This is a genomic window from Brevundimonas sp. DS20 (genome assembly GCF_001310255.1).
GTDB classification, from domain to species: Bacteria; Pseudomonadota; Alphaproteobacteria; order Caulobacterales; family Caulobacteraceae; genus Brevundimonas; species Brevundimonas aurantiaca.
In genome coordinates this window covers 459,984-480,002 of the sequence record NZ_CP012897.1, presented here as the reverse complement: position 1 = coordinate 480,002, position 20,019 = coordinate 459,984, and the positions used below count along the sequence as shown (strand labels likewise).

The window sequence follows — 20,019 nt, the reverse complement described above, 5'->3', positions numbered from 1 at the left end:
GCCTGATGAACCCCGCCGCGCCTCGCCCCTTCGACGCCCTGGACGACGGTTTCGACGTCGACATGGACTTTTCCGAGCCGTCCGCCTTCCCGACCTCGGACGCCCGATCGGCCGCCTTCCTGAGCGCCGGCCCCCATCCGGGCCAGCCGGCGCCCTCCGGCGGGGGTTCGCCCCAGGCCCCCGCGTCCTCAAGCTTCAATCCTGTCGGCGAGATGGTGGCCAGGGCGCAGTCGACGCTTGCGCCCGCGCCTGCGGCGACGCCCCATTCGGCGCCCGCTCTGGCGCCCATGATGTCGGCCGAGACCAGCCTGGCGCCCGTCGGCGCCATAGGCGAGGTGTCGGTGCCCCGCATCGCCATCCATGTTTTCGCCGAACGTCAGGACACCCTGGCCGCAGCCGAGCGCGCGGCCCAGGACCGGCGCCTGTCGCGCGCCACCACCCAGATCCGCATCGGCGGGGTCATGGGGGCGGTCGAGACCTATCGTCATGAGCCGACCCCGCCCCTGATCATCGTCGAATGCCTGAAGGACCCCCAGACCCTGCTGTGGGAGGTGGATCAGCTGGCCGAGGTCTGCGACACCGGCACCAAGGTGGTGGTGATCGGGGCGACCAACGACATCCTTCTGTTCCGCGAACTGATGCGGCGCGGCGTCAGCGAATATCTGGTCGCGCCGCTTCAGCCGTTGCAGCTGATCGCGGCGATCGGCGGCCTGTTCAACGACCCGGCCCAGCCCTTCGTCGGCCGCTCCATCGCCTTCGTCGGCGCGCGGGGCGGGGCGGGGGCCTCGGCCGTGGCGCACAACACCGCCTACGCCATTTCCGAGCGGATCGGGGCCAATACGGTCATCGTCGACTATGATCTGCCGTTCGGCACGGCCGGGCTGGACTTCAACCAGGATCCGCTGAACGGGGTGGTCGACGCCCTGGGCCAGCCGGACCGGCTGGATGCGACCCTTCTGGACCGGATGATGGTCCGCTGCACCGACAAGCTGAGCCTGTTCGCCGCGCCGGCGACCCTGGACACCGATTGGGACATCTCCACCGAGGCGTTCGAAGAGGTCACGACCCGCATCCGCGCCACCGCCCCCTTCGTCATCCTGGACCTGCCGCATCTGTGGTCGCCGTGGATGCGCCGCACCCTGATCAGCGCCGACGAGGTGGTAGTGGTGGCGACGCCCGATCTGGCGGCGCTGCGCAACGCCAAGAACATGATCGACCTGATCCGTCAGGGCCGGCCCAACGACGCTCCGCCGCGTCTGGTGCTGAACCAGGTCGGCGTGCCCGGCCGGCCGGAAATTCCGGCCAAGGATTTCGGCGCCGCCCTGGGCGTGCATCCCAGCCTGATCATCCCGTTCGACGCCAAGACCTTCGGGGCGGCGGCCAACAACGGCCAGATGATCCTGGACGCCGGCGCCAAGACCAAGGCGGCCGAAGCCTTCCAGACCCTGGCCCAGATCGTCTCGCGCCGAGAGCTGCCGGCTGCGGCTGCAGGCAAGCCCGTCAAGGCGGCGCGACCCGCAGAGGAGGACAGGGCGTCCAAATCCCTGTTCGGCTCTCTGTTCAAGAAACGCTGACGGATGTTCGGCAAACGCACAGGTCAACCCGGCGTCGGCGCGGCGCCCCTGCGCGAGGCGCCCTCTGCCGCGCCGCCCGCAGCCACGGGTTTCGACGCGCCCCTGCGTCAGCCGACGCCCGGCGTCCAGACCGAGGCCTTTGCCTTCGGCGGACCTGACGATCTGACTGCGGCGGCCGGTTTCGGCGAGATGGACCCGGTCGGGGCGGCCCCGCCCAAGCCGGACCGGCTGGACGCCCTGGCGGCCCGACCTTCATCCCCGTCCGAGGCGCCCCCGCCCCCGTCGGGGGGCAAGGCTGCAGGGCCCCGGCCGACCGCCGGTTTCGAACAGTTGAAGAAGGCCCAGGCGGTCGCCGAGATCGTCCGGGAACAGAGCGACTATTATCACGCCACGAAGACCACCATCTTCAATGCGTTGATGAACACCATCGACCTGGCCAACCTGGCTCAGCTCGACAACAAGACGGCGTCGGAAGAGATCCGCGACATCGTCGCCGAACTGGTGGCGATCAAGAACGTCTCCATGTCGGTGGCCGAGCAGGAGCACCTGGTCCAGGACATCGTCAATGACGTCCTGGGCTATGGCCCGCTGGAGCCGCTGCTGGCGCGCGACGACATCGCCGACATCATGGTCAACGGCGCCGGCCGGGTCTTCATCGAAGTGGGGGGCAAGGTCCAGCTGACCAATGTCCGCTTCCGCGACAACGCCCAGCTGATGAACATCTGCCAGCGGATCGTCTCTCAGGTCGGTCGCCGCGTCGATGAATCCAGCCCCATCTGCGACGCTCGCCTGCCCGACGGCTCGCGCGTCAACGTCATCGCTCCGCCCCTGGCGATCGACGGACCGACCCTGACGATCCGCAAGTTCAAGAAGGACAAGCTGACGATGAAGAATCTGGTGGAGTACGCCTCCATCAGTCCCGAGGGGGCGCGCGTCCTCGGCGTCATCGGCGCTTCACGCTGCAATCTGGTCATCTCGGGCGGCACCGGCTCGGGCAAGACGACGCTGCTGAACACCCTGACCGCCTTCATCGACCCGACCGAGCGGGTCATCACCTGCGAAGACGCCGCCGAACTGCAACTCCAGCAGCCGCACGTCGTGCGCCTGGAGACCCGGCCCCCCAACCTGGAGGGCCAGGGCCAGATCACCATGCGGGACCTGGTCAAGAACTGTCTGCGGATGCGGCCCGAGCGGATCATCGTCGGCGAGGTGCGCGGGCCCGAGGCCTTCGACCTGCTCCAGGCCATGAACACCGGCCACGACGGCTCGATGGGCACGCTGCACGCCAACTCCCCGCGCGAAGCCATCAGCCGGATGGAGTCGATGATCACCATGGGCGGCTACGGCCTGCCGTCCAGGACCATACGCGAGATGATCGTCGGCTCGGTCGACGTCATCATCCAGGCCGCCCGCCTGCGCGACGGCTCGCGCCGCATCACCCACATCACCGAGGTGGTCGGGCTGGAGGGCGACGTCATCGTCACCCAGGATCTGTTCGTCTACGACATCACCGGCGAGGACGAGAACGGCAAGATCATCGGCCGCCACCGCTCGACCGGCATCGCCCGTCCCCGCTTCTGGGACCGCGCCCGCTACTATGGGCTGGAGCGCGAGCTGGCCGACGCCCTGGACGCGGCGGAGTAGGGGCATGCTGCCGATTCTCGCCGCTGTTCTGGCCTTCATCACCATCGGCGGCCTGGGCTGGGTCTTCGTCGGCGGAGACGATTCCTCGAGCCAGGCCCTGAAGCGGGCCAACAAGCTGGGCGAGACCAAGCGAAACGCCGCCACGGCGCGCAGGGCGGCGGCCGCGGCCAGCACGCCCGAGGCCCGCCGCAAACAGATCGCCGAACAGTTGAAAGAGGCCGATCGCCGCGAGCGCAAGGCCCGCGCCACCATGTCAGTGCGGCTGAAACAGGCGGGCCTGAGCATAGGCGTGCGGACCTTCTACATCGTCAGCGCCGTCGCCGGCGGGATCGCGGCCCTGCTGGGCCTGGTGTTCGGGCTGCACGTCATTCTGGCGCTCGGTCTGGGCGTGGGGGTGGCGCTGGGCCTGCCGCGCTGGATCGTCAGCTTCCTGGCCAAGGGCCGGATGAAGAAATTCTCCCTGGAGTTCCCCAACGCCGTCGACGTCATCGTGCGGGGCATCAAGTCCGGCCTGCCGGTCCACGAGTGTTTCAAGATTATCGCCCGCGAAAGCCCGGCGCCCCTGGGGCCCGAGTTCAAGCTGCTGGTCGAGGGCCTGGGGGTCGGCATGACCCTGGAACAGGGGCTGGAGCGGATGTACGAGCGCATGCCGTCGCCCGAGCTGCGCTTCTTCACCATCGTCATCGCCATCCAGCAGAAGACCGGCGGCAATCTGGCCGAGGCCCTGGGCAATCTGTCGGCGGTTCTGCGCGCCCGCCGGATGATGGCCGAAAAGGTCAAGGCCATGTCGTCCGAAGCCCTGGCGTCGGCCGGGATCATCGGCTCCCTGCCGCCGGCCGTCATGGCCATGGTGATGTTCACCAGTCCCGGCTACATGATGTCCCTGTTCACCGACATCCGCGGCAACGCCCTGTTGCTGCTGGCGGGGGTTCTGATGGGACTGGGCGTCTTCGTCATGAAGCGCATGATCTCGTTCAAGATCTGAGGCGGGGACATGGACGGTTTCATTCGCTTCATCACCGACCCGCAAAACCTGCTCAGCATAGGGGTGGGGGTGCTGGTCTTCGCCACCGTCCTGACCCTGCTGTCTTCCATGACCCGGGGCGTTCAGCTGGACAAGCGGATGAAGGCGGTTTCGGAGCGCCGCGACGACCTGAAGCGTCGCTCACGCGCTGCGATCCAGTCGGGCCAGGGCGCGCTGCGCCACAGCGATGACGAGGGCTTCAAGAAGCTGCTCGTCGACCGGCTGAACCTGACCAAGCTGCTGGAAGACCCGAAGGTCGCCGACCAGATGGCCCAAGCCGGCTATCGCGGTCCGCGTCCCTTGACCACCTTCTACTTCTTCCGCTTCGCCTCGCCCTTCCTGTTCCTGGCGGTGGCGGTCTTCTATCTGTTCGTGCTCAAGATCGTCGACTGGCCGACGATGAACAAGATCAGCGCCTGTATGGGCGCCGTGGTCGCCGGCTTCTATGCGCCGAACCTCTATGTGAAGAACCGCATCGCCAAACGCCGGGCCTCGATCATGCTGGCCTTTCCCGACGCCCTGGACCTGCTGCTGATCTGCGTCGAGGCGGGCATGTCGATTGAGGCGGCCGTCAACAAGGTCAGCCAGGAGATCGGCTCCTCCTCGATCGAACTGGCGGAGGAACTGTCCCTGCTGTCGGCCGAGCTCAGCTATCTGCCGGACCGCCGCATGGCCTATGAGAACCTGGGCCGGCGCACCAACCATCCAGGCGTCAAGTCGGTGGCGGTCGCCATGACCCAGGCCGAGACCTACGGCACGCCCCTGTCCTCGGCCCTGCGCGTCATGGCCAAGGAGAACCGCGAACTGCGCCTGTCGGCGGCGGAGAAGAAGGCTGCGGCCCTGCCGGCCCAGCTGACGGTGCCGATGATCCTGTTCTTCCTGCCGGTCCTGTTCATCGTCATCCTGGGCCCGGCGATCCTGAACATCATGGACACCATGGCCAAGGGCTGAAGCGTCAGCCTTCTGCGGCGGCCTTCAATCCGTCGACGATGGCCTGGTGCGCCTCGCGCAGGGCGTTTCTGTGCTTGTCGTGAAACAGTTCGCCGCGCAGGCCCGCGAACTTGTGGCCAGACGAGACGATGCAGCGCCCCTTCTCCAGCTCCTCGATGTCGATGTAGCGCAGGGTGCGGAACAGAAAGCCCCGGTTCTCGGTCCAGACCAGCCGCACATAGGGCCGCCATTCCGCAACCCGGGCCGCCGCCCGCCGCTCGCCCTGGCCGGGAAAGGCCTCGGTGATCGTCAGCTGGCCGCCAAAGGCGATGGCGCCCTCCACATCGGTCTCGTGCGGATTCCAGCGGTTCCAGCCGGGCAGGTCCGAGACCAGCTCCCAGAGCCGGTCAGAGGTCGCCTGCACCCCGGCGCGTCGTTCGATCTTGGCGTCTTCCATGGCGCCGATCTGACACGGCTGGCCGGCGGAAGGAAGACGTCTCAGTCGGGAACGACCATCTTCAGCCGCCGCCCGTCGTCCAGCCCCAACCGCGTCTTGACCTCGAACAGGTCGGCGCCGGCCGGAATGATCAGCAGCTTCTTGGGCTGGGCGGCGTTGACCGCGACGACGGCGCCCTTGGGACAGATGTCGAAACAGTCGGCGCTGGTGACGGTCAGCGCCCCCTTCCGACCCTTCTTGCCCTTCTTCAGGTGCAGATATTTCCGCAGCGCCTTCTTCAGGGTCAGGTCCCCGTCCGGCCCGAACCCGCCGTCCAGCTTCTTCGAACATTTGCGGCAGACCAGGACCACATCCTTCCACTCGGTCTTTGCGCTCTTGAACTCTTCGACGGCCATGATTCGAGTGTCGCCGAGCGATGGTCGTTGCACAAGCGGAATGGGTTCGTCGTCTCCTCCCCGCCTCGCGGGGAGGTGGCGCGGCGCTTCTTCAGCGCCGTGACGGAGGGGTTCTTGATCCGAACTCGGTGCGGCGGACAGGCCCCTCCACCGCTTCGCGATCCCTCCCCGCAGAGCGGGGAGGAGACGGATATGACTACAACCGCTCGAACACCGTCTCGATCACCCGGCGATACACAGCCGTCAGCGCCTCCACCTCCGCCGTGGGCACCCGTTCGTCGATCTGGTGCATGGTCTGGCCGACCAGGCCTAGCTCCAGCACCGGGCACAGGGCGCGGATGAAGCGGGCGTCGGAGGTGCCGCCGGTGGTGGAGGCTTCGGGGCGGCGGCCCAGTTCGGCCTCGACGGCGTCCTGCACGGCGCTGACGAAGGCGCCGGGCTCGGTCAGAAAGGCCTCCCCCGAACACAGGTGGTCCAGGGTGATCTGCAGCCCGGTCTCGGCCTGGATGGCGCCGGCCTCGCGGTTCAGCCAGCCGATCAAGGCATCGCCCGTATGGCTGGGGTTGAAGCGGATGTTCAGCCGCGCCCTGGCCTCGGCCGGAATGATGTTGGTCGCCGGATTGCCGATGTCGATCGTGGTGATCTCCAGGTTCGACGGCGGGAAGTTCTCGTAGCCCTGATCCAGCACATGGTCGTTCAGCCGGCTCATCAGCCGGGCGATCACCGGGGCCGGATTGGCCGCCCGTTCGGGATAGGCGACGTGGCCCTGTTTGCCCGTGACCGTGATCCAGCTGTTCAGCGAGCCGCGCCGCCCGACCTTGATCATGTCGCCCAGGTGCTGCGACGACGAGGGCTCGCCCACGATACAGGCGTCGATCACCTCGCCCTCGGCCGCCAGGGTCTCGACCACCCGTTTGGTGCCGTGCAGCGCCGGGCCTTCCTCGTCCCCGGTGATCAGGAAGGAGAGGGAGCCCTTCGGCTCACCTTCCGCCAGCACCTGGGACACGGCGGCGACCCAGGCGGCGATCCCGCCCTTCATGTCCACCGCGCCCCGGCCGTACAGCAGACCGTCCCTGACCTCGGCGTTGAAGGGCTGGGCCGACCACTGATCGGACGGACCGGTCGGCACCACGTCCGTATGGCCGGCGAAGCACAGGTTGGGCGAGGCGGTTCCGCGCCGGGCGTACAGGTTCTCGATCCGCGCATGGACCCCTTCGCCCCCCGGTCCCTCGAAGGCCAGGCGGCGACAGTGGAAGCCCAGGGCCGTCAGATGGCGTTCCAGCACGTCCATGGCCCCCTCGTCTGCGGGGGTGACGGACGGAATACGGATCAGGTCGCGGGTCAGTTCGACAGGATCGATCACAGGAGTTGATGCGCGGCTCATGCGCCTATGCTTTAGGGACATCGCGCAACGGGGAGAAGGCCCATGCCCAAGATCGACATCGACAGCGCGCCCAGAGGCGACGGCACGACCTATCCGGACGCGTTCGCCGGCCCCTGTCTGTCGCGCCGCCGCTGGAAGCTGGGCGATGCGGCGGGCCTGACCCAGTTCGGCGTCAACCTGCTGCGCCTGCCCGACGGCGCCTGGTCCAGCCAGCGCCACTGGCACGAGGCCGAAGACGAGTTCGTCATGGTGGTCGAGGGCGAGGTCGTCCTGGTCGAGGAGGACGGCGAGACGGTTCTGCGCCCCGGCGACTGCGCCGGCTTCAAGGCCGGCGTCCCCAACGGCCACCGGATCGAGAACCGATCCGGTCGTGACGCGGTTCTGCTCGAGGTCGGCACGCGCAGCCCGACCGTCACCCCTTGCGACTACCCCGACATCGACATGGTCCTGCCCGCGGGCGCGGACCGCTATTTCCACCGCGACGGTTCGCCCTATCCGAAGTTCCCCAGACGCACGTGAGCACCGAAACCCTCGACACCGCCCCCGCCGCCCCGCCGGTTCCGCCGCCTCCGCCCGAGGGCCCCGACAGTCCCTGGGGCATCCGCGATTTCCGCCTTCTGTGGTTCGGGCGCGTGGTCGCGGTTCTGGCCATCCAGATCCAGTCCTCGGCCCTGTTGTGGCAGGTCTATGAGATCGCCCGGCGCGATCATCCGATCGAACAGGCCAGTCTCTATCTGGGCCTGGTCGGCCTGTGTCAGTTCCTGCCGCTTCTGGCCTTCACCCTGCCGGCCGGGGCCATGGCCGACCGGCGCGACCGGAAACGCACCGTCTGGATTTCCATCCTGGTCGAGGCGGCCTGCGCCGGCTCCTTTCTGGCCATGGCCCTGCACGGAAACCCGCCCCTGTGGGGGCTGCTGGCGGTCGCGGCCCTGTTCGGCGCCGCGCGCGCCTTCCTGGCGCCGGCCAGCCAGGCCTTCCTGCCGATGGTGGTGGGGCGCAAGGCCCTGCCGCCCGCCATCGCCGCCCAGTCCATCGCCTTCCAGACCGGGGCCATCGCCGGTCCGGCCCTGGGCGGGGTGATCGTGGGCGTCAATGTGCCCCTGGCCTATGCGGTGTCGCTGGGGATGTTCCTCTTGGCCGTCGCCGCCTTCATCCTGATCCGCACCAGCGGCAAGCCGGCGCCCCAAGCCAATCCGCTGTCGCCGATCGACGCGGTCAAGGAGGGGCTGGCCTATGTGTGGAAGACCAAGATCGTGCTCGGCGCCATTTCGCTGGACCTGGTCGTGGTCCTGCTGGCGGGGGTGGCGCTTCTGACGCCGATCTTCGCCCGCGACATCCTTCATGTCGGACCCCAGGGCTTCGGCCTGCTGCGCGCGGCCTTCGGCGTCGGGGCCATGGGCATGGCCATCTATCTGAGCCGCTTCCCGATCCGACGGAACGGCGGGCGCTGGATGTTCTCGGCCGTGGCGGTGTTCGGCCTGTGCACCCTGACCTTCGGCCTGTCCAAGATCGTCTGGCTGTCCGGCCTGGCCCTGCTGATCGGCGGGGCGGCGGACATGATCAGCGTCAATGTGCGCCAGACCCTGATCCAGCTGGCCACGCCCGACCATATGCGCGGGCGGGTCTCGTCGGTCTCCATGCTGTTCATCGGCGCCTCGAACGAACTGGGCGAGGCCTATTCCGGCGTCATGGTCCGCATGTTGGGCGCGGTCGGGGCGGCGGTGTTCGGCGGCTTCGGCGCGCTGGCTGCGACCGGCGCCTGGTCGGCGATGTTCCCGGGACTGAGGAAGGCGGATCGGCTGACGTGAGGGGTTAGTGGCGAGTGACGAGTGACGAGTGGCCAGAGAGGCGGGGCTGGCTCGCCACTCGCCACTCGCCACTAACCACTCCCTTAATCACCACCCCCTGAAATGCTTCGACAGCTTCAGGCCCTGGTTCTGATAGTGGCTGCCGCTCTCGCCATATAGGCGCACGGGGCGCTCCGTCAGGGGCTCATAGACCAGGCGGGCGACGATCTGGCCGTGTTCCAGGAGGAAGGGGGTGTCGTGGGTGCGGACCTCCAGCACCCCCTTGGAGCCGGCGCCGTGCGCCTCATCCGTGCCGAAGCCAGGGTCGAAGAAGCCGGCGTAGTGGACGCGGAACTCGCCTACCGACGGGTCGATGGGGGTCATTTCGGCGGCCTGATCGACCGGAATTTCGACGTCGTCTGACGAGGCCAGGATGTAGAACTCGCCCGGATCCAGCAGCAGTTCGCCGCGACGCAGGGTCAGCGGCTCCCAGAAGTCGCGCGGGTCGTGGCCGTCGATATGGTCCAGATCCACCACCCCGGCGTGGCGGCGCCCGCGGAAGCCGACGATGTCGCCGCCCTGCAGATCAACGCCGACCGAGCGGGTCTCCAGCTTGGGCGGATCGCCGGCCTTCAGCCTGAGTTGGTTCAGCCGGGTGCCGGGTCGCACCAGGATGGAGAAGGTCTGGGGCGCGACCTCCATATAGAGGGGGCCGTCATAGCCCTCGGCCACATCGTCGAAACTGGCACCCTGGTCGGTCAGCAGGCGCACGAAGACGTCCACCCGGCCGGTCGAGGACTTGGGATTGGCCCGGGCGATCAGGCCCTTGGGCAGGTTCAGCCGCTCCTGAAGGCGCACGATATAGACGCAGCCCTTTTCCAGCACGACCCCGGCGTCGGTGATCACGATCCGGTGCATGGCCACGTCGGCGATCCGTTCCTCGACCTTGCGCCGGCCGGGCAGGAAGGAGGCGCGCACGCGCCAGGCCTGGTCCGACAGGCGCAGGTCCAGGCTGGCGGGCTGGACCTGGTCATGATCGAAGGGGGTGTCGGACGTGATGGCGCCGGCGGCGATCAGGGTCTCGATGGACTGGGCGGGCAGGATGCCGGGACGGGGCGCTTGGAAGGAACTCATGGCGTCAGTCTCACACGGTTTTCGCGACCTGTCGCCAAGTCGCGCTTGCGGCCCGCGCGCGGCGGGGCGAGCATATAGCCCATGCACGATGGTCCTGCCTATACCGCCGAAACGAACGGCATACTGATCCGGGTCCGGCCCTCCTATCTGGCGGGCCAGTCGGACCCGGACGAGGGTCGCTGGGTCTGGGCCTATCAGGTCGAGATCGTGAACCTGAGCGGGACGACGGTCCAGCTGATGGCGCGCCGCTGGACCATCACCGACGGCCACGGCCATGTCGAGGAGGTGCGCGGCCCGGGCGTGGTGGGCGAACAGCCGGTGATCGAGCCGGGCGGCAGCTATGCCTACGCCTCGGGTTGTCCCCTGCCGACCGACAGCGGGTCCATGGTCGGAGCCTATTATATGACCGACGCGGAGGGGCGCAGTTTCGAGGTGGATATCCCGGCCTTCTCGCTGGATACGCCCGGTGCAAGACGGGTGTTGAACTGAGCGAAAGCGGATGGGGCTGCGTCAACCCGGATGAACCGCAGCCCCGCCCCCTAGAGGCTCGCCGGCCGCTTGCGCGACCGGCGAGGGGGAGGTCGGCTCCATAAGGAGCATCTGTGACGCGGGCATGACCCGCTTCATTTTAGTGCGCTATGTTCGCGACGCGGTCGCTCAGGACTTGAGCGCAGAGCGCCGCTGCCGCGCGGCGCTCAAGTAGCGCGAAGCGCGGTAGCGCCTCCAAACATGTCGCCCTTAAATGTAGCGGCGCAGGCTGCGGGCCAGGTCGGACGAGCCGTCCTTGCCGCGCTTGACCTGGGGCTGGTAGGCGACGCGGGCGTGTTCGACGCAATAGACGCCTTCCGAGGCGCGGCGGCCGCAGAAGCTGAACTCGCGCGACGACGGATCCCCGATCGGCCATTTGCACATATGGGCGCCCAGGGTCATGACCGTGGCCGTGCCGGGCAGGTCCGGGATCGGGGCGGGCGCCGGAGCGGCCGGTTGAACCGCCTTGGGCTGGACCACTTCCAGGCGGCGCGGCGCGGCCGGCTGGGCGGCCGCCGTCGCGGCCGGGGCCGCAGGGCGCGGGCGGGCGGTGCGGAAGGTCGCGGCGGTGCGGGCCGGCTGGGACGGGGCGGCCCGGCCCGACAGGCCCAGACGGTGCACCTTGCCGATCACGGCGTTGCGGGTGACCCCGCCGCCCAGTTGTTTGGCGATCTGGCTCGCGGATTGGCCTTCCAGCCAGAGCTTCTTCAGCGCGCCTACGCGGTCGTCAGTCCAGCCTGCGGTCATGCCACCCTCCAGCGAGTTTGGATTCAATATCTAGGTTCAGGCTCCCCCTCTGGGGTCTTGACCTACCACTAATCGTAAACCAGCCGTTAACAGACGCAATATGTGCGAATCGCACTGTCCACAGAAACCAGATGTTGAATCGCCGGAGTGGCGAGTGGCGAGTGGCGAGTGGCGAGTGGGGTCTGCCGCGGTCTCTGAGCCCCTCGGTCGGCTGTGGTGCGCACTCCGAGGCCCGCGCCTACTCGCCACTCGCCACTAACCACTCGCCACTCCCTTGCGCAGCAAGGGCGCAAAGCGCATCTGGCGGCTCATGACCGAGACCACGCCCGACCTGATCGCCACCCGCCCGTCCGGACTGCCGCAGCCGCGGCGCTATCCGGGGATCAACTGGATCGGGGTGCAGACCCTGTATCTGCGCGAGGTGCGGCGGTTCTGGAAGGTGGGGGCCCAGACGGTGGCTGCGCCGGTGGTGACGACCCTGCTCTATATGCTGGTCTTCGTGGTCGCGCTTCAGGACGCCCGGCCGCCGCTGCACGGCACGCCCTTCGCCCTGTTCGTGGCGCCCGGCCTGATCATGATGGCCATGCTGAACAACGCCTTCGCCAACGCCTCGTCCAGCCTGATCCAGGCCAAGATCATGGGCACGGCCACCGACTTCCTGACCCCGCCGCTCAGCCCGCTGGAGCTGACCCTGGGCTTTACCCTGGGCGCGGCGACGAGGGGCGCGGTGGTCGGTCTGGTCACGGCCCTGTGCGTCCTGCCGTTCGCGCCGCTCGGGGTCGCCAATGTGCTGGCCATCGTCTGGTTCGCGCTCGCGGCCAGCTTCATCATGGGGATGACCGGGGTGCTGGCGGGCCTGTGGAGCGAGAAGTTCGATCACCTGGCGGCGGTCCAGAACTTCATCGTCATGCCGATGACCTTCCTCTCGGGCACCTTCTATCTGGTCGAGAACCTGCCCGAACCCTTCCGCACGATCAGCCGCTACAACCCCTTCTTCTATCTGATCGACGGTTTCCGTTACGGCTTCATCGGCCATGCCGAGAGCAATCTGACGGTCGGCGTGATCGGATCGGCCGTGCTGATGGTTATCATGGGGACGATCTGCTGGCTGGTGTTCCGTTCGGGCTGGCGCCTGAAGAGCTAGCCCGCTAACTCTGGCGGATCACCCTGGGGAGGTCCGCCATGCTGTTCCGTTCGCTCGTCGCCGCTGCGGCGCTTCTTGTCGCCCTTCCGGCCGCCGCCCAAGACTTCGGCGCCGCGATCCAGTCGGCCGCCGCCGCCTTCGTCAAACCGACGAACGCCGAGCGCATGGCCGTCATCGTCGATCAGCTGACGGCCGCCGGTCTGCCGCACCAGATTCAGGCCTTCGACGGCGGCAATCAACGCACCGGGCCGATGGCCGGCTCGAACGTTGTCGTCACCCTGGGCGACGGCCCCAAGGACATCGTCCTGACCGCCCACTATGACGCCGTGAAGCTGCGCGACGGGTCGATGTCCCAGGGGATCGTCGACAACGCGGGCTCGGTCCTGGCCATGATCGAGGCGATGAAGGCGCTGAAGGGCCAGACCACCGGCCACCGGCTGATCTTCGTCCTGACCGACCAGGAGGAGCTGGGCCTGATCGGCGCCAAGGCCTGGCTGGAGAGCCACGACAAGAGCCGCATCCACGCCGTGATCAACGCCGACGTCGCCGCCTACGGCCGCACCGTCATGTACGGCGAGAACAACGGCGCCCCGTCGGGCTTCGTCCTGACCGCCCTGCGCAGCCAGTGCGCGGAACAGGGCGTCAACTGCATCGCCTTTCCCGTCTATCCGCCCAGCGACGACCGGGTCTTCTCAGCGGCCGGCGTGCCCGTAGTCTCGCTGGGAACCCAGGACGCCGTCGGCGCCCACCAGATGTGGCTGGCCTTCAACGGCGGCGAGGACAACGGCCTGAAGGAGGGCTTCGTCCCGCCGGTCTTCCAGCGCATCCACTCGACCGAGGACAAGCTGTCCTATCTGAACGGCGAGGACGTGGCCCGCTTCGGCCGCTTCATCGCCGACCTGACCCTGCGGCTGGACCGGACGGCGCCCTGACGAAAGCCCATGGCGCCGGTGTTGACTAACACTGTCGCCCGTCCGACAACGCCTGTCCCTATGAAACCGGCTCCGTCGCGCCTCGCGTCGGGGCCGTATCGCTTTTGGAGGTCTTAGTCCCGTGTCCACGAACCATCTGATGGGTGTCTACAATCGCGCGCCGCTGGAAGTGGAACGCGGCCGAGGCGCTCGCCTGTGGTCGACCGACGGGACCGAATATCTCGACTGCGTCGCCGGCATCTCGACCAACGGCCTGGGCCACGCCCATCCCGAACTGGTCCAGGCGGTCAAGGACCAGGCCGAGAAGCTGTGGCACGTGTCCAACATCTTCCGCATTCCGGGCCAGGAGGCCCTGGCCGACGCCCTGTGCGAATCGAGCTTCGCCGACGTGGTCTTCTTCACCAACTCGGGCACGGAAGCGGTCGAGTGCGCCCTGAAGACGGCGCGCAAATATCATTCGGCCAAGGGCCATCCCGAGCGGATCGACATCTACGGCTTCGACGGCTCCTTCCACGGCCGCACCTACGGCGCCATCAACGCCGCCGCCAACCCCAGCTATACCGAGGGCTTCGGCCCCGCCATGCAGGGCTTTCACCAGCTGAAGTGGGGCGACCACGAAGCCATCAAGGCGGCCGTCGCCAATCCGACCACGGCGGCCGTCATCGTCGAGCCGGTCCAGGGCGAGGGCGGCTGCCGCGCCATGCCGGAACAGTGCCTGCGCGGACTGCGTGAGCTGTGCGACCAGCACGGCGTCCTGATCATCTTCGACGAGGTCCAGTGCGGCGTGGGCCGGACCGGCAAGCTGTGGGCCCACGAATGGGCCGGCATGTCGCCCGACATCATGGCGGTGGCCAAGGCCCTGGGCGGCGGCTTCCCCATCGGCGCCTGCCTGGCCACGGCCGAGGCCGCCTCGGGCATGACGGTCGGGGTGCACGGCTCGACCTTCGGCGGCAATCCGCTCGCCATGGCCGTGGGCGGCAAGGCCCTGTCCCTGATCAACACGCCCGAGATCCTGAACAACGTCAATGAGATCGCCGGCTATCTGAAGCAGCAGCTGGCCGGGCTTCAGTCCCGCTTCCCGGACGTCATCGTCGACGTCCGCGGCAAGGGGCTGCTGATCGGGGTCAAGCTGGTCCCGAACAATCGCGAGTTCATGGCCTTGGCGCGCGACACGCAACAGCTGCTGATCGCCGGGGGCGGCGACAACTGCGTGCGCCTGCTGCCGCCGCTGAACCTGACGCTCAACGAGGCCCGCGAACTGATCACCCGGTTCGAAGCCGCCTGCGAGGCCGCCCGCGAGAAGTGGGCCGCCTGATCCTCAAAACCGCTCATCCCCGCGAAAGCGGGGACCCAGGCCTTTTACGCGAAAGCGCCTGGACCGGCGGATGTAACAGACATCGGGCGCCCGTCGCCCAAAGCACTAGGTCCCCGCTTTCGCGGGGATGAGCGGAGTTAGGCAATGGCCCGGCACTTCCTCGACATCCATCAGTTGGACGCCGCCGACCTGCGCGCCATTCTGGACGACGCCCACGCCCGAAAGGCCGCCCGCAAGGGCTGGCCCCAGGGGCGTCCCGACGCCGACGCCCCGGCCAAGGACCGCGTCCTGGCGATGATTTTCGAGAAGAACTCGACCCGCACCCGGTTCAGCTTCGACGCGGCCATCCGCCAGCTGGGCGGCGCCTCCATCATCGCCACCGCCTCGGACATGCAGCTGGGCCGGGGGGAACCCGTTGAGGACACGGCCCGCGTCCTGTCGCGCATGGTCGATGCGGTGATGATCCGCGCCAATCGGCATGAGGACGTCGAACGCTTCGCCCGGGTTTCGACCGTGCCGGTGATCAACGGCCTGACCGACCGGTCGCACCCGTGCCAGATCCTGGCCGATCTGCAGACGATCGAGGAACATTGCGGCCCGGTCGCGGGCAAGACCGTCGCCTGGGTCGGCGACGGCAACAATGTCTGCCACAGCTTCATGCATGCGGCACCCAAGTTCGGCTTCCACCTGAACGTCGCCTGTCCGGCCGAATACCATCCCGACCTGCGCGACCTGGAAAAGGGCGGGGCCGCCGTGACCCTGACCAGCGATCCGCGCGAGGCGGTCAAGGGCGCCGACGTCGTGGTCACCGACACCTGGGTCTCTATGGGCGATCAGGACTATGAGGCCCGCCTGGCGGCCTTCGAGCCCTATACGGTGGACGAGGCCCTGATGGACCTGGCTGATCCGAATGCGGTCTTCCTGCACTGCCTGCCCGCGCACCGAGGCGAGGAAGTGACCGACGCCGTCATCGACGGCCCCCGTTCCCTGGTCTGGGACGAGGCGGAGAACCGCATCCATGCCCAGAAGGCGGTGCTGGCCTGGTGTTTCGCAGGCTGATGCAAAAAGGGGCCGGGGTGAATACCTCGGCCCCGCTTCCTCTATCCTAGCTCAGGTTCACGTCCGACACGCCGCCGACGTCCGGCTGGGTCTTGGTCAGATTGGCCTTCAGGATCTGGTAGCCGAAGCCCACGCCGCCCTTGTCCGACACCCAGACCCGACCGTCCTCGGCGTCAAAGCGGATCAGGGTCAGGTGGGGGTCGTCCTTGCCGTCCGGGTACCAGGCGGCCACGACCGGGTTCCAGTATTTGTCGATCCGGGCGCGGTCCTGGTCGATCGACAGGGCGCCGTGGATGCAGGCCTGAACCTTCTGGTCCTTGGCCTGGTAGCAGAACATGCCGGCCTGACCGCCCACGGCCACGTCACGGGCGAAATCGGTGTCGTCGCGACTGAAGAACCAGATGGTCCCGGTCTTTGGCTCGCCGAAGCCGGTCATCGGCTGATGGTGGTAGCCGGCCTGGTCCAGGCCCAGCATGCCGGTGTTGGAGTCCTTCAGACTGTCCCAGAATTCCTTCTCGGCCTGGGCAGGGGTCAGGGTGTCGGCCATGTCGTGCGTCTCCTTTTGGGGTCGCGGAGACAATGGTCGGGCTCGGATCGGGTTCCTAACGGGGGACGGCTCAGGGAGTCCAGGGCGCGCGTTCGGCGCCGAACAGGGTCGCCAGATGAATCAGCAAGAGCAGGGCCAGGGCCGCGGCGCCCAGCATGATGAACCGCCAGGGCGTCATTCGCGGCCCCTTGAACGGATTGGGCGGCTGGGCGCCCCGCCAGCCGGCGAAGACCATGACCGCCAGGGCGGCGACCAGCAGGATCAGTGTGGCGTTCAGGTCCATCGGCTGCACCTGCCCAAGCCCGGTCGGTTGCGCAAGGGAAGTCTTGCCGAAGTCTTAATCTTAAGGCGACGTTAACCCTGATCGGCCCAGAAACACAGGGTGCGGCGAGATTTCCACAGGCTGGAGAGAGGCCGCAACATCTTGCGGTTAACCACACGTTTACACCCTCGATATTGGCGTTATAGCCTTGCCGCATGGGTCGGGAGCCGAATCAGTGAGCGCAGCCGCGCCTTGGAGTGTTAAGGGCATCGACCCGAAAGCCCGCGAGGTCGCCAAGGATCTTGCGCGCCGTTCAGGCATGACCCTGGGCGAGTGGCTGAACTCCATGATCATGGACGACGAGGAAGAGGGCTACGCCACGCTTCCGCGCCGCGGTCCTGTCGCCGACACCTATGACCGCCGCCATCGCGCCCGCCGTCTGGACGACGCCTATGAGCCGTCGGACGAGAAATGGCAGAGGGTCAGCGCCTCGATCGACGCCCTGGCCGCCCGGCTGGAGGCGGCCGAGCGCCGTTCGACCGTCGCCATCCAGGGGGTCGATCAGGCCGTCGCCGGCCTGGTGCGTCGCCTGGACGGTCATGACGCCCAGACCAAAGGGCAGGCCCGGCGCATTGACGACATCGCCGAGGAGCTGCGCGAAGGGCACCGCCGTCTGCGCGCCTTCGAACGGGACACCGGTCCTCAGGTTCAGGAGAGCTTCGGCAAGGTCGAACAGTCCATCGGCGCCCTGGCGGGGCGGCTGTACGACATCGAAGAGCGTCAACGCGCCGGCGTGGCGGATCTGCGCCAGCGGATGGAGGCGGTCGAAAAGGCCGCCGGACCCGGCGCCGGCTCGGATCTTCTGGCCCAGGTCGGGGCGCGTCTGGACCAGGCGCAAAGCCGCACTACCGAGGCCCTGAAGGCGCTGGAACGGTCCTTCGCCGATCTGGATCAGAGGCTGCGCGCCGCCGAGGGCCGGGTCGAGCCGGAAGGGGCCCGCGACGCCGCCCGGTTCGAAAAACTGGCCGAGACCCTGTCGCGTCAGATCGACAGCAACCGCGCCGAGATGATGCAGCGGCTCGACGCCGCCGAGACGGGCGCCCGGATCGACCGGATCGAACGGGCGGTTCAGGCCGTCAACGACCAGGTCCAGGCGTCCGAGCGCAAGGGCGCCCACGGGCTGGAGGCCATGGGCCGCGAAGTCCTGAAGATCGCCCAGAACCTGAATGCGCGGATGCAGGCCGCCGAACGGGCGGGCGCCGATCAGGCCGAGGCCGTGACCCGCGCCGTCAGCCGCAAGGTGGACGAAGACCTGGCGCGCCATTCGGCCCAGGTCGATCAGACCTTCGCCCGCCATGTCGATCGGGTCGAACAGAGGCTGACCGCGACAGAGGACCGCCACGCCCTGGCGCTGGAGAAGCTGGGCGGCGAGATCACCCGCATCTCCGATCAGCTCAGCGACCGGATCGTCCAGTCCGAGCGTCGCTCGCAGCAGGCGCTGGACGACATCGCGCGGCGTCTGTCGGAAAGCTCCGAGAAGATCGAGCAGCGTTACGACCGCGCCTCGGGCGAACTGGCCGAGCGGATGCGGCTGAGCGAGGAGCGCACGGCCCGCCTGCTGGCGGAAGCCCGCGAGAGCATCAACGCTCGCCAAGCCGGTTCCGCCGACCGTCCCGCCTTTGAAGACCGGGCCGCGCCGACCGCCGACATCGCGGTCGAGGCGGGGGGATGGGACATTCCCGAGGCCGAGCCCAGGCCCCGCGCCGTAGCGGCGCGGACGGCCCAGGCCGCCGTCTCCGCCCCGGTGGAGCCGGACTGGCGCGCGGCCGTCTTCCCCGACGACTCCTTCGACGACGGCGACGACTGGTCCAGCGATGCGGCGGCGACGCCCAAGGCGGCGCCCTTCCCCTCGTCCTTCGCCGCCGCCCCGGCGACGCCCGAACCCGAGCCTGAACCCGTCACGCCTGCGCCCGAGCCCGCGCCTGTGGTCGAGGCCGCGCCGGTCATTCAGCCGTTTGGCGGCTTCGGCGGGGCCGATGTCGAGGATGCGCTGGACGCCACGGCCCCGGCTGCGACCTCGGCCTTTGCGGCTCCGGCTTCGGCGGAGACCCCCGACCTGGAGGTATCCGCACGCGAGGATGATTTCGGCGGCGAGACGGAGTTCGTCGATCCCCGGCGTCTGCGCGCCTCCATGGGCGCCGCCGCGGCGGCGGGCCGGGCCTCCTCGACCCGCTCGACCATCAACGCCGCCCGCGCCGCCATGACCGTCCCGACCCCGGTCGAGGCGCCGCGCCAGGGGTTCGGCCTGGCGCCGAAACGCGGCGGCAAGTCCAAGCTGCAGGAACGTCTGGACAAACAGGCCGCCCGCGACGGTTCGACCGTCAAGAAGGCCTTTCTGGCCTCGGTGACGGCGGTGGCTTTGACGGGCGGCGCCTATGCTTCGCTCAGCCTGGCCGACGGTTCGGGCCTGCCTGACATCAACCTGCCCGGCCTGCCGGGGCGGGAGGCGGCGCCGGCGACGGCCGAGCCGGCGGCCCCGCCTCTCGCCATGGCGGTGACGCCCGCCGACGCCGTTCCGACCGCCGAGGCGGGGGCGGAGGCCTATGACCGCGCCGTGGAACAGATCGAGAGCGGCGATCCGGAAGGCGTCGAAGCCTTGAAGAAGGCGGCCAACCTCGGCTACGCCCCGGCCCAGACCTATCTGGGACAGCTCTATCTGGCCGGGGCGGACGGAGTCGCGGCCGATCCGGTCGAGAGCCGCCGTTGGGGCCGTCGCGCGGCCGAGAACGGCGATCCGCGCGGCATGCACCTTTACGGCATGCAGCTGTATGAAGGCGACGGCGGAGCGGCCAATCAGGCGGAAGGCCTGATCTGGCTGGTGAAGGCGGCCGAACACGGCCTGCCGGACAGCCAGTATAATGTCGCGCGCATCTATGAGACGGGCGCCGACGGGGTGGCCAAGAATCTGACCGAGGCGCTGAAGTGGTACATGATCGCCGCGCGCGGCGGCGACAGCGAGGCTCAGGCTGCGGTGAACCGTCTGCGCCCGACCGCCAGCGCCACGGCCCAGCGCGCCGCCCGCACCGCCGCCGAGGCCTTTGTGTCGCAGCAGTCCGCCAAGCTGACGGGCTGAGGCCGGGTTTCGGATCAAAGCCC

19 protein-coding genes are annotated in these 20,019 nt (G+C 68.3%); 12 read left to right on the top strand and 7 right to left on the bottom strand.

The annotated features are described in order from the left end of the window. The first annotated feature begins 5 nt into the window (after positions 1-5). From JL11_RS02340 to JL11_RS02325, 4 genes are all read left to right on the top strand, one after another. Positions 6-1,574 carry an AAA family ATPase gene (locus JL11_RS02340; RefSeq protein WP_054764237.1) on the top strand — a complete coding sequence of 523 codons (1,569 nt, stop codon included), beginning with the start codon at positions 6-8 and terminating at the stop codon, positions 1,572-1,574. A 189-nt stretch (positions 1,575-1,763) separates the two neighbouring features. Then, positions 1,764-3,218 carry a CpaF family protein gene (locus JL11_RS02335; RefSeq protein ID WP_054766766.1) on the top strand — a complete coding sequence of 485 codons (1,455 nt, stop codon included), beginning with the start codon at positions 1,764-1,766 and terminating at the stop codon, positions 3,216-3,218. Positions 3,219-3,222: 4 nt separating this feature from the next. Then, positions 3,223-4,203, top strand: a complete 981-nt coding sequence (locus JL11_RS02330) for a type II secretion system F family protein (protein ID WP_054764236.1) — start codon at positions 3,223-3,225, stop codon at positions 4,201-4,203. A 9-nt stretch (positions 4,204-4,212) separates the two neighbouring features. Further along, positions 4,213-5,193: a type II secretion system F family protein gene (locus tag JL11_RS02325; protein ID WP_054764235.1), complete on the top strand. Its 981-nt coding sequence runs from the start codon at positions 4,213-4,215 to the stop codon at positions 5,191-5,193. A gap of 4 nt (positions 5,194-5,197) precedes the next feature. On the opposite strand, the gene JL11_RS02320 is transcribed toward JL11_RS02325, so the two are convergent. The 3 genes from JL11_RS02320 to dapE form a co-directional block, all read right to left on the bottom strand. Then, the gene (locus JL11_RS02320; RefSeq protein ID WP_054764234.1) at positions 5,198-5,629 is read right to left on the bottom strand and encodes an SRPBCC domain-containing protein; all 432 of its coding nucleotides are present in this window, start codon (positions 5,627-5,629) and stop codon (positions 5,198-5,200) included. A 41-nt stretch (positions 5,630-5,670) separates the two neighbouring features. Continuing rightward, positions 5,671-6,024: a hypothetical protein gene (locus tag JL11_RS02315; protein ID WP_054764233.1), complete on the bottom strand. Its 354-nt coding sequence runs from the start codon at positions 6,022-6,024 to the stop codon at positions 5,671-5,673. A gap of 196 nt (positions 6,025-6,220) precedes the next feature. Next, positions 6,221-7,408 carry a succinyl-diaminopimelate desuccinylase gene (dapE, locus tag JL11_RS02310; RefSeq protein WP_054764232.1) on the bottom strand — a complete coding sequence of 396 codons (1,188 nt, stop codon included), beginning with the start codon at positions 7,406-7,408 and terminating at the stop codon, positions 6,221-6,223. A gap of 42 nt (positions 7,409-7,450) precedes the next feature. Here dapE and JL11_RS02305 point away from each other — a divergent pair, with 42 nt between their 5' ends. Next, a complete protein-coding gene (locus tag JL11_RS02305; RefSeq protein WP_054764231.1) occupies positions 7,451-7,927 on the top strand; it encodes a cupin domain-containing protein in 477 nt (158 codons plus the stop codon). After that, complete coding sequence (locus JL11_RS02300; RefSeq protein ID WP_442320090.1) at positions 7,924-9,216, top strand: MFS transporter; 1,293 nt, start codon at positions 7,924-7,926, stop codon at positions 9,214-9,216. The genes JL11_RS02305 and JL11_RS02300 overlap by 4 nt, the downstream gene beginning before the upstream one ends. Positions 9,217-9,303: 87 nt before the next feature. Here the strand turns inward: JL11_RS02300 and JL11_RS02295 are convergent, their stop codons facing one another. After that, positions 9,304-10,329, bottom strand: a complete 1,026-nt coding sequence (locus tag JL11_RS02295; protein WP_054764230.1) for a 2'-deoxycytidine 5'-triphosphate deaminase — start codon at positions 10,327-10,329, stop codon at positions 9,304-9,306. An 81-nt stretch (positions 10,330-10,410) separates the two neighbouring features. Here JL11_RS02295 and apaG point away from each other — a divergent pair, with 81 nt between their 5' ends. Continuing rightward, the gene (gene apaG / locus JL11_RS02290; RefSeq protein ID WP_054764229.1) at positions 10,411-10,818 is read left to right on the top strand and encodes a Co2+/Mg2+ efflux protein ApaG; all 408 of its coding nucleotides are present in this window, start codon (positions 10,411-10,413) and stop codon (positions 10,816-10,818) included. A 249-nt stretch (positions 10,819-11,067) separates the two neighbouring features. Here apaG and gcrA read toward each other — a convergent pair whose 3' ends face one another. Further along, positions 11,068-11,604, bottom strand: coding sequence for a cell cycle sigma 70 cofactor GcrA (gene gcrA, locus JL11_RS02285; RefSeq protein WP_054764228.1), 537 nt, complete (start codon positions 11,602-11,604; stop codon positions 11,068-11,070). Between the two features lie 310 nt (positions 11,605-11,914). On the opposite strand from gcrA, the gene JL11_RS02280 reads away from it, so the two are divergent. From JL11_RS02280 to argF, 4 genes are all read left to right on the top strand, one after another. Then, on the top strand, positions 11,915-12,748 hold the full coding sequence (locus tag JL11_RS02280; RefSeq protein ID WP_054764227.1) for an ABC transporter permease: 834 nt from the start codon (positions 11,915-11,917) through the stop codon (positions 12,746-12,748). Between the two features lie 38 nt (positions 12,749-12,786). After that, the gene (locus JL11_RS02275; protein ID WP_054764226.1) at positions 12,787-13,680 is read left to right on the top strand and encodes a M28 family metallopeptidase; all 894 of its coding nucleotides are present in this window, start codon (positions 12,787-12,789) and stop codon (positions 13,678-13,680) included. Positions 13,681-13,801: 121 nt separating this feature from the next. Continuing rightward, positions 13,802-14,995, top strand: coding sequence for an aspartate aminotransferase family protein (locus tag JL11_RS02270; protein ID WP_257720138.1), 1,194 nt, complete (start codon positions 13,802-13,804; stop codon positions 14,993-14,995). A 144-nt stretch (positions 14,996-15,139) separates the two neighbouring features. Next, positions 15,140-16,054 carry an ornithine carbamoyltransferase gene (gene argF / locus JL11_RS02265; RefSeq protein WP_054764225.1) on the top strand — a complete coding sequence of 305 codons (915 nt, stop codon included), beginning with the start codon at positions 15,140-15,142 and terminating at the stop codon, positions 16,052-16,054. A 46-nt stretch (positions 16,055-16,100) separates the two neighbouring features. On the opposite strand, the gene JL11_RS02260 is transcribed toward argF, so the two are convergent. After that, positions 16,101-16,601: a pyridoxamine 5'-phosphate oxidase family protein gene (locus JL11_RS02260; RefSeq protein ID WP_054764224.1), complete on the bottom strand. Its 501-nt coding sequence runs from the start codon at positions 16,599-16,601 to the stop codon at positions 16,101-16,103. Positions 16,602-16,671: 70 nt separating this feature from the next. Next, positions 16,672-16,884: a hypothetical protein gene (locus JL11_RS02255; protein ID WP_054764223.1), complete on the bottom strand. Its 213-nt coding sequence runs from the start codon at positions 16,882-16,884 to the stop codon at positions 16,672-16,674. Positions 16,885-17,098: 214 nt separating this feature from the next. Between JL11_RS02255 and JL11_RS02250 the strand changes: the two genes are divergently transcribed. Next, positions 17,099-19,996: an SEL1-like repeat protein gene (locus JL11_RS02250; protein WP_231681371.1), complete on the top strand. Its 2,898-nt coding sequence runs from the start codon at positions 17,099-17,101 to the stop codon at positions 19,994-19,996. Positions 19,997-20,019: the final 23 nt, after the last annotated feature.

Excerpts from the sequence above, each read along its gene's own strand:
- JL11_RS02340 (WP_054764237.1), top strand. The coding sequence starts at position 6 with ATGAACCCCGCCGCGCCTCGCCCCTTCGACGCCCTGGACGACGGTTTC.
- JL11_RS02335 (WP_054766766.1), top strand. The coding sequence starts at position 1,764 with ATGGACCCGGTCGGGGCGGCCCCGCCCAAGCCGGACCGGCTGGACGCC.
- JL11_RS02330 (WP_054764236.1), top strand. The coding sequence starts at position 3,223 with ATGCTGCCGATTCTCGCCGCTGTTCTGGCCTTCATCACCATCGGCGGC.
- JL11_RS02325 (WP_054764235.1), top strand. The coding sequence starts at position 4,213 with ATGGACGGTTTCATTCGCTTCATCACCGACCCGCAAAACCTGCTCAGC.
- JL11_RS02320 (WP_054764234.1), bottom strand. The coding sequence starts at position 5,629 with ATGGAAGACGCCAAGATCGAACGACGCGCCGGGGTGCAGGCGACCTCT.
- JL11_RS02315 (WP_054764233.1), bottom strand. The coding sequence starts at position 6,024 with ATGGCCGTCGAAGAGTTCAAGAGCGCAAAGACCGAGTGGAAGGATGTG.
- dapE (WP_054764232.1), bottom strand. The coding sequence starts at position 7,408 with ATGAGCCGCGCATCAACTCCTGTGATCGATCCTGTCGAACTGACCCGC.
- JL11_RS02305 (WP_054764231.1), top strand. The coding sequence starts at position 7,451 with ATGCCCAAGATCGACATCGACAGCGCGCCCAGAGGCGACGGCACGACC.
- JL11_RS02295 (WP_054764230.1), bottom strand. The coding sequence starts at position 10,329 with ATGAGTTCCTTCCAAGCGCCCCGTCCCGGCATCCTGCCCGCCCAGTCC.
- apaG (WP_054764229.1), top strand. The coding sequence starts at position 10,411 with ATGCACGATGGTCCTGCCTATACCGCCGAAACGAACGGCATACTGATC.
- gcrA (WP_054764228.1), bottom strand. The coding sequence starts at position 11,604 with ATGACCGCAGGCTGGACTGACGACCGCGTAGGCGCGCTGAAGAAGCTC.
- JL11_RS02280 (WP_054764227.1), top strand. The coding sequence starts at position 11,915 with ATGACCGAGACCACGCCCGACCTGATCGCCACCCGCCCGTCCGGACTG.
- JL11_RS02275 (WP_054764226.1), top strand. The coding sequence starts at position 12,787 with ATGCTGTTCCGTTCGCTCGTCGCCGCTGCGGCGCTTCTTGTCGCCCTT.
- argF (WP_054764225.1), top strand. The coding sequence starts at position 15,140 with ATGGCCCGGCACTTCCTCGACATCCATCAGTTGGACGCCGCCGACCTG.
- JL11_RS02260 (WP_054764224.1), bottom strand. The coding sequence starts at position 16,601 with ATGGCCGACACCCTGACCCCTGCCCAGGCCGAGAAGGAATTCTGGGAC.
- JL11_RS02255 (WP_054764223.1), bottom strand. The coding sequence starts at position 16,884 with ATGGACCTGAACGCCACACTGATCCTGCTGGTCGCCGCCCTGGCGGTC.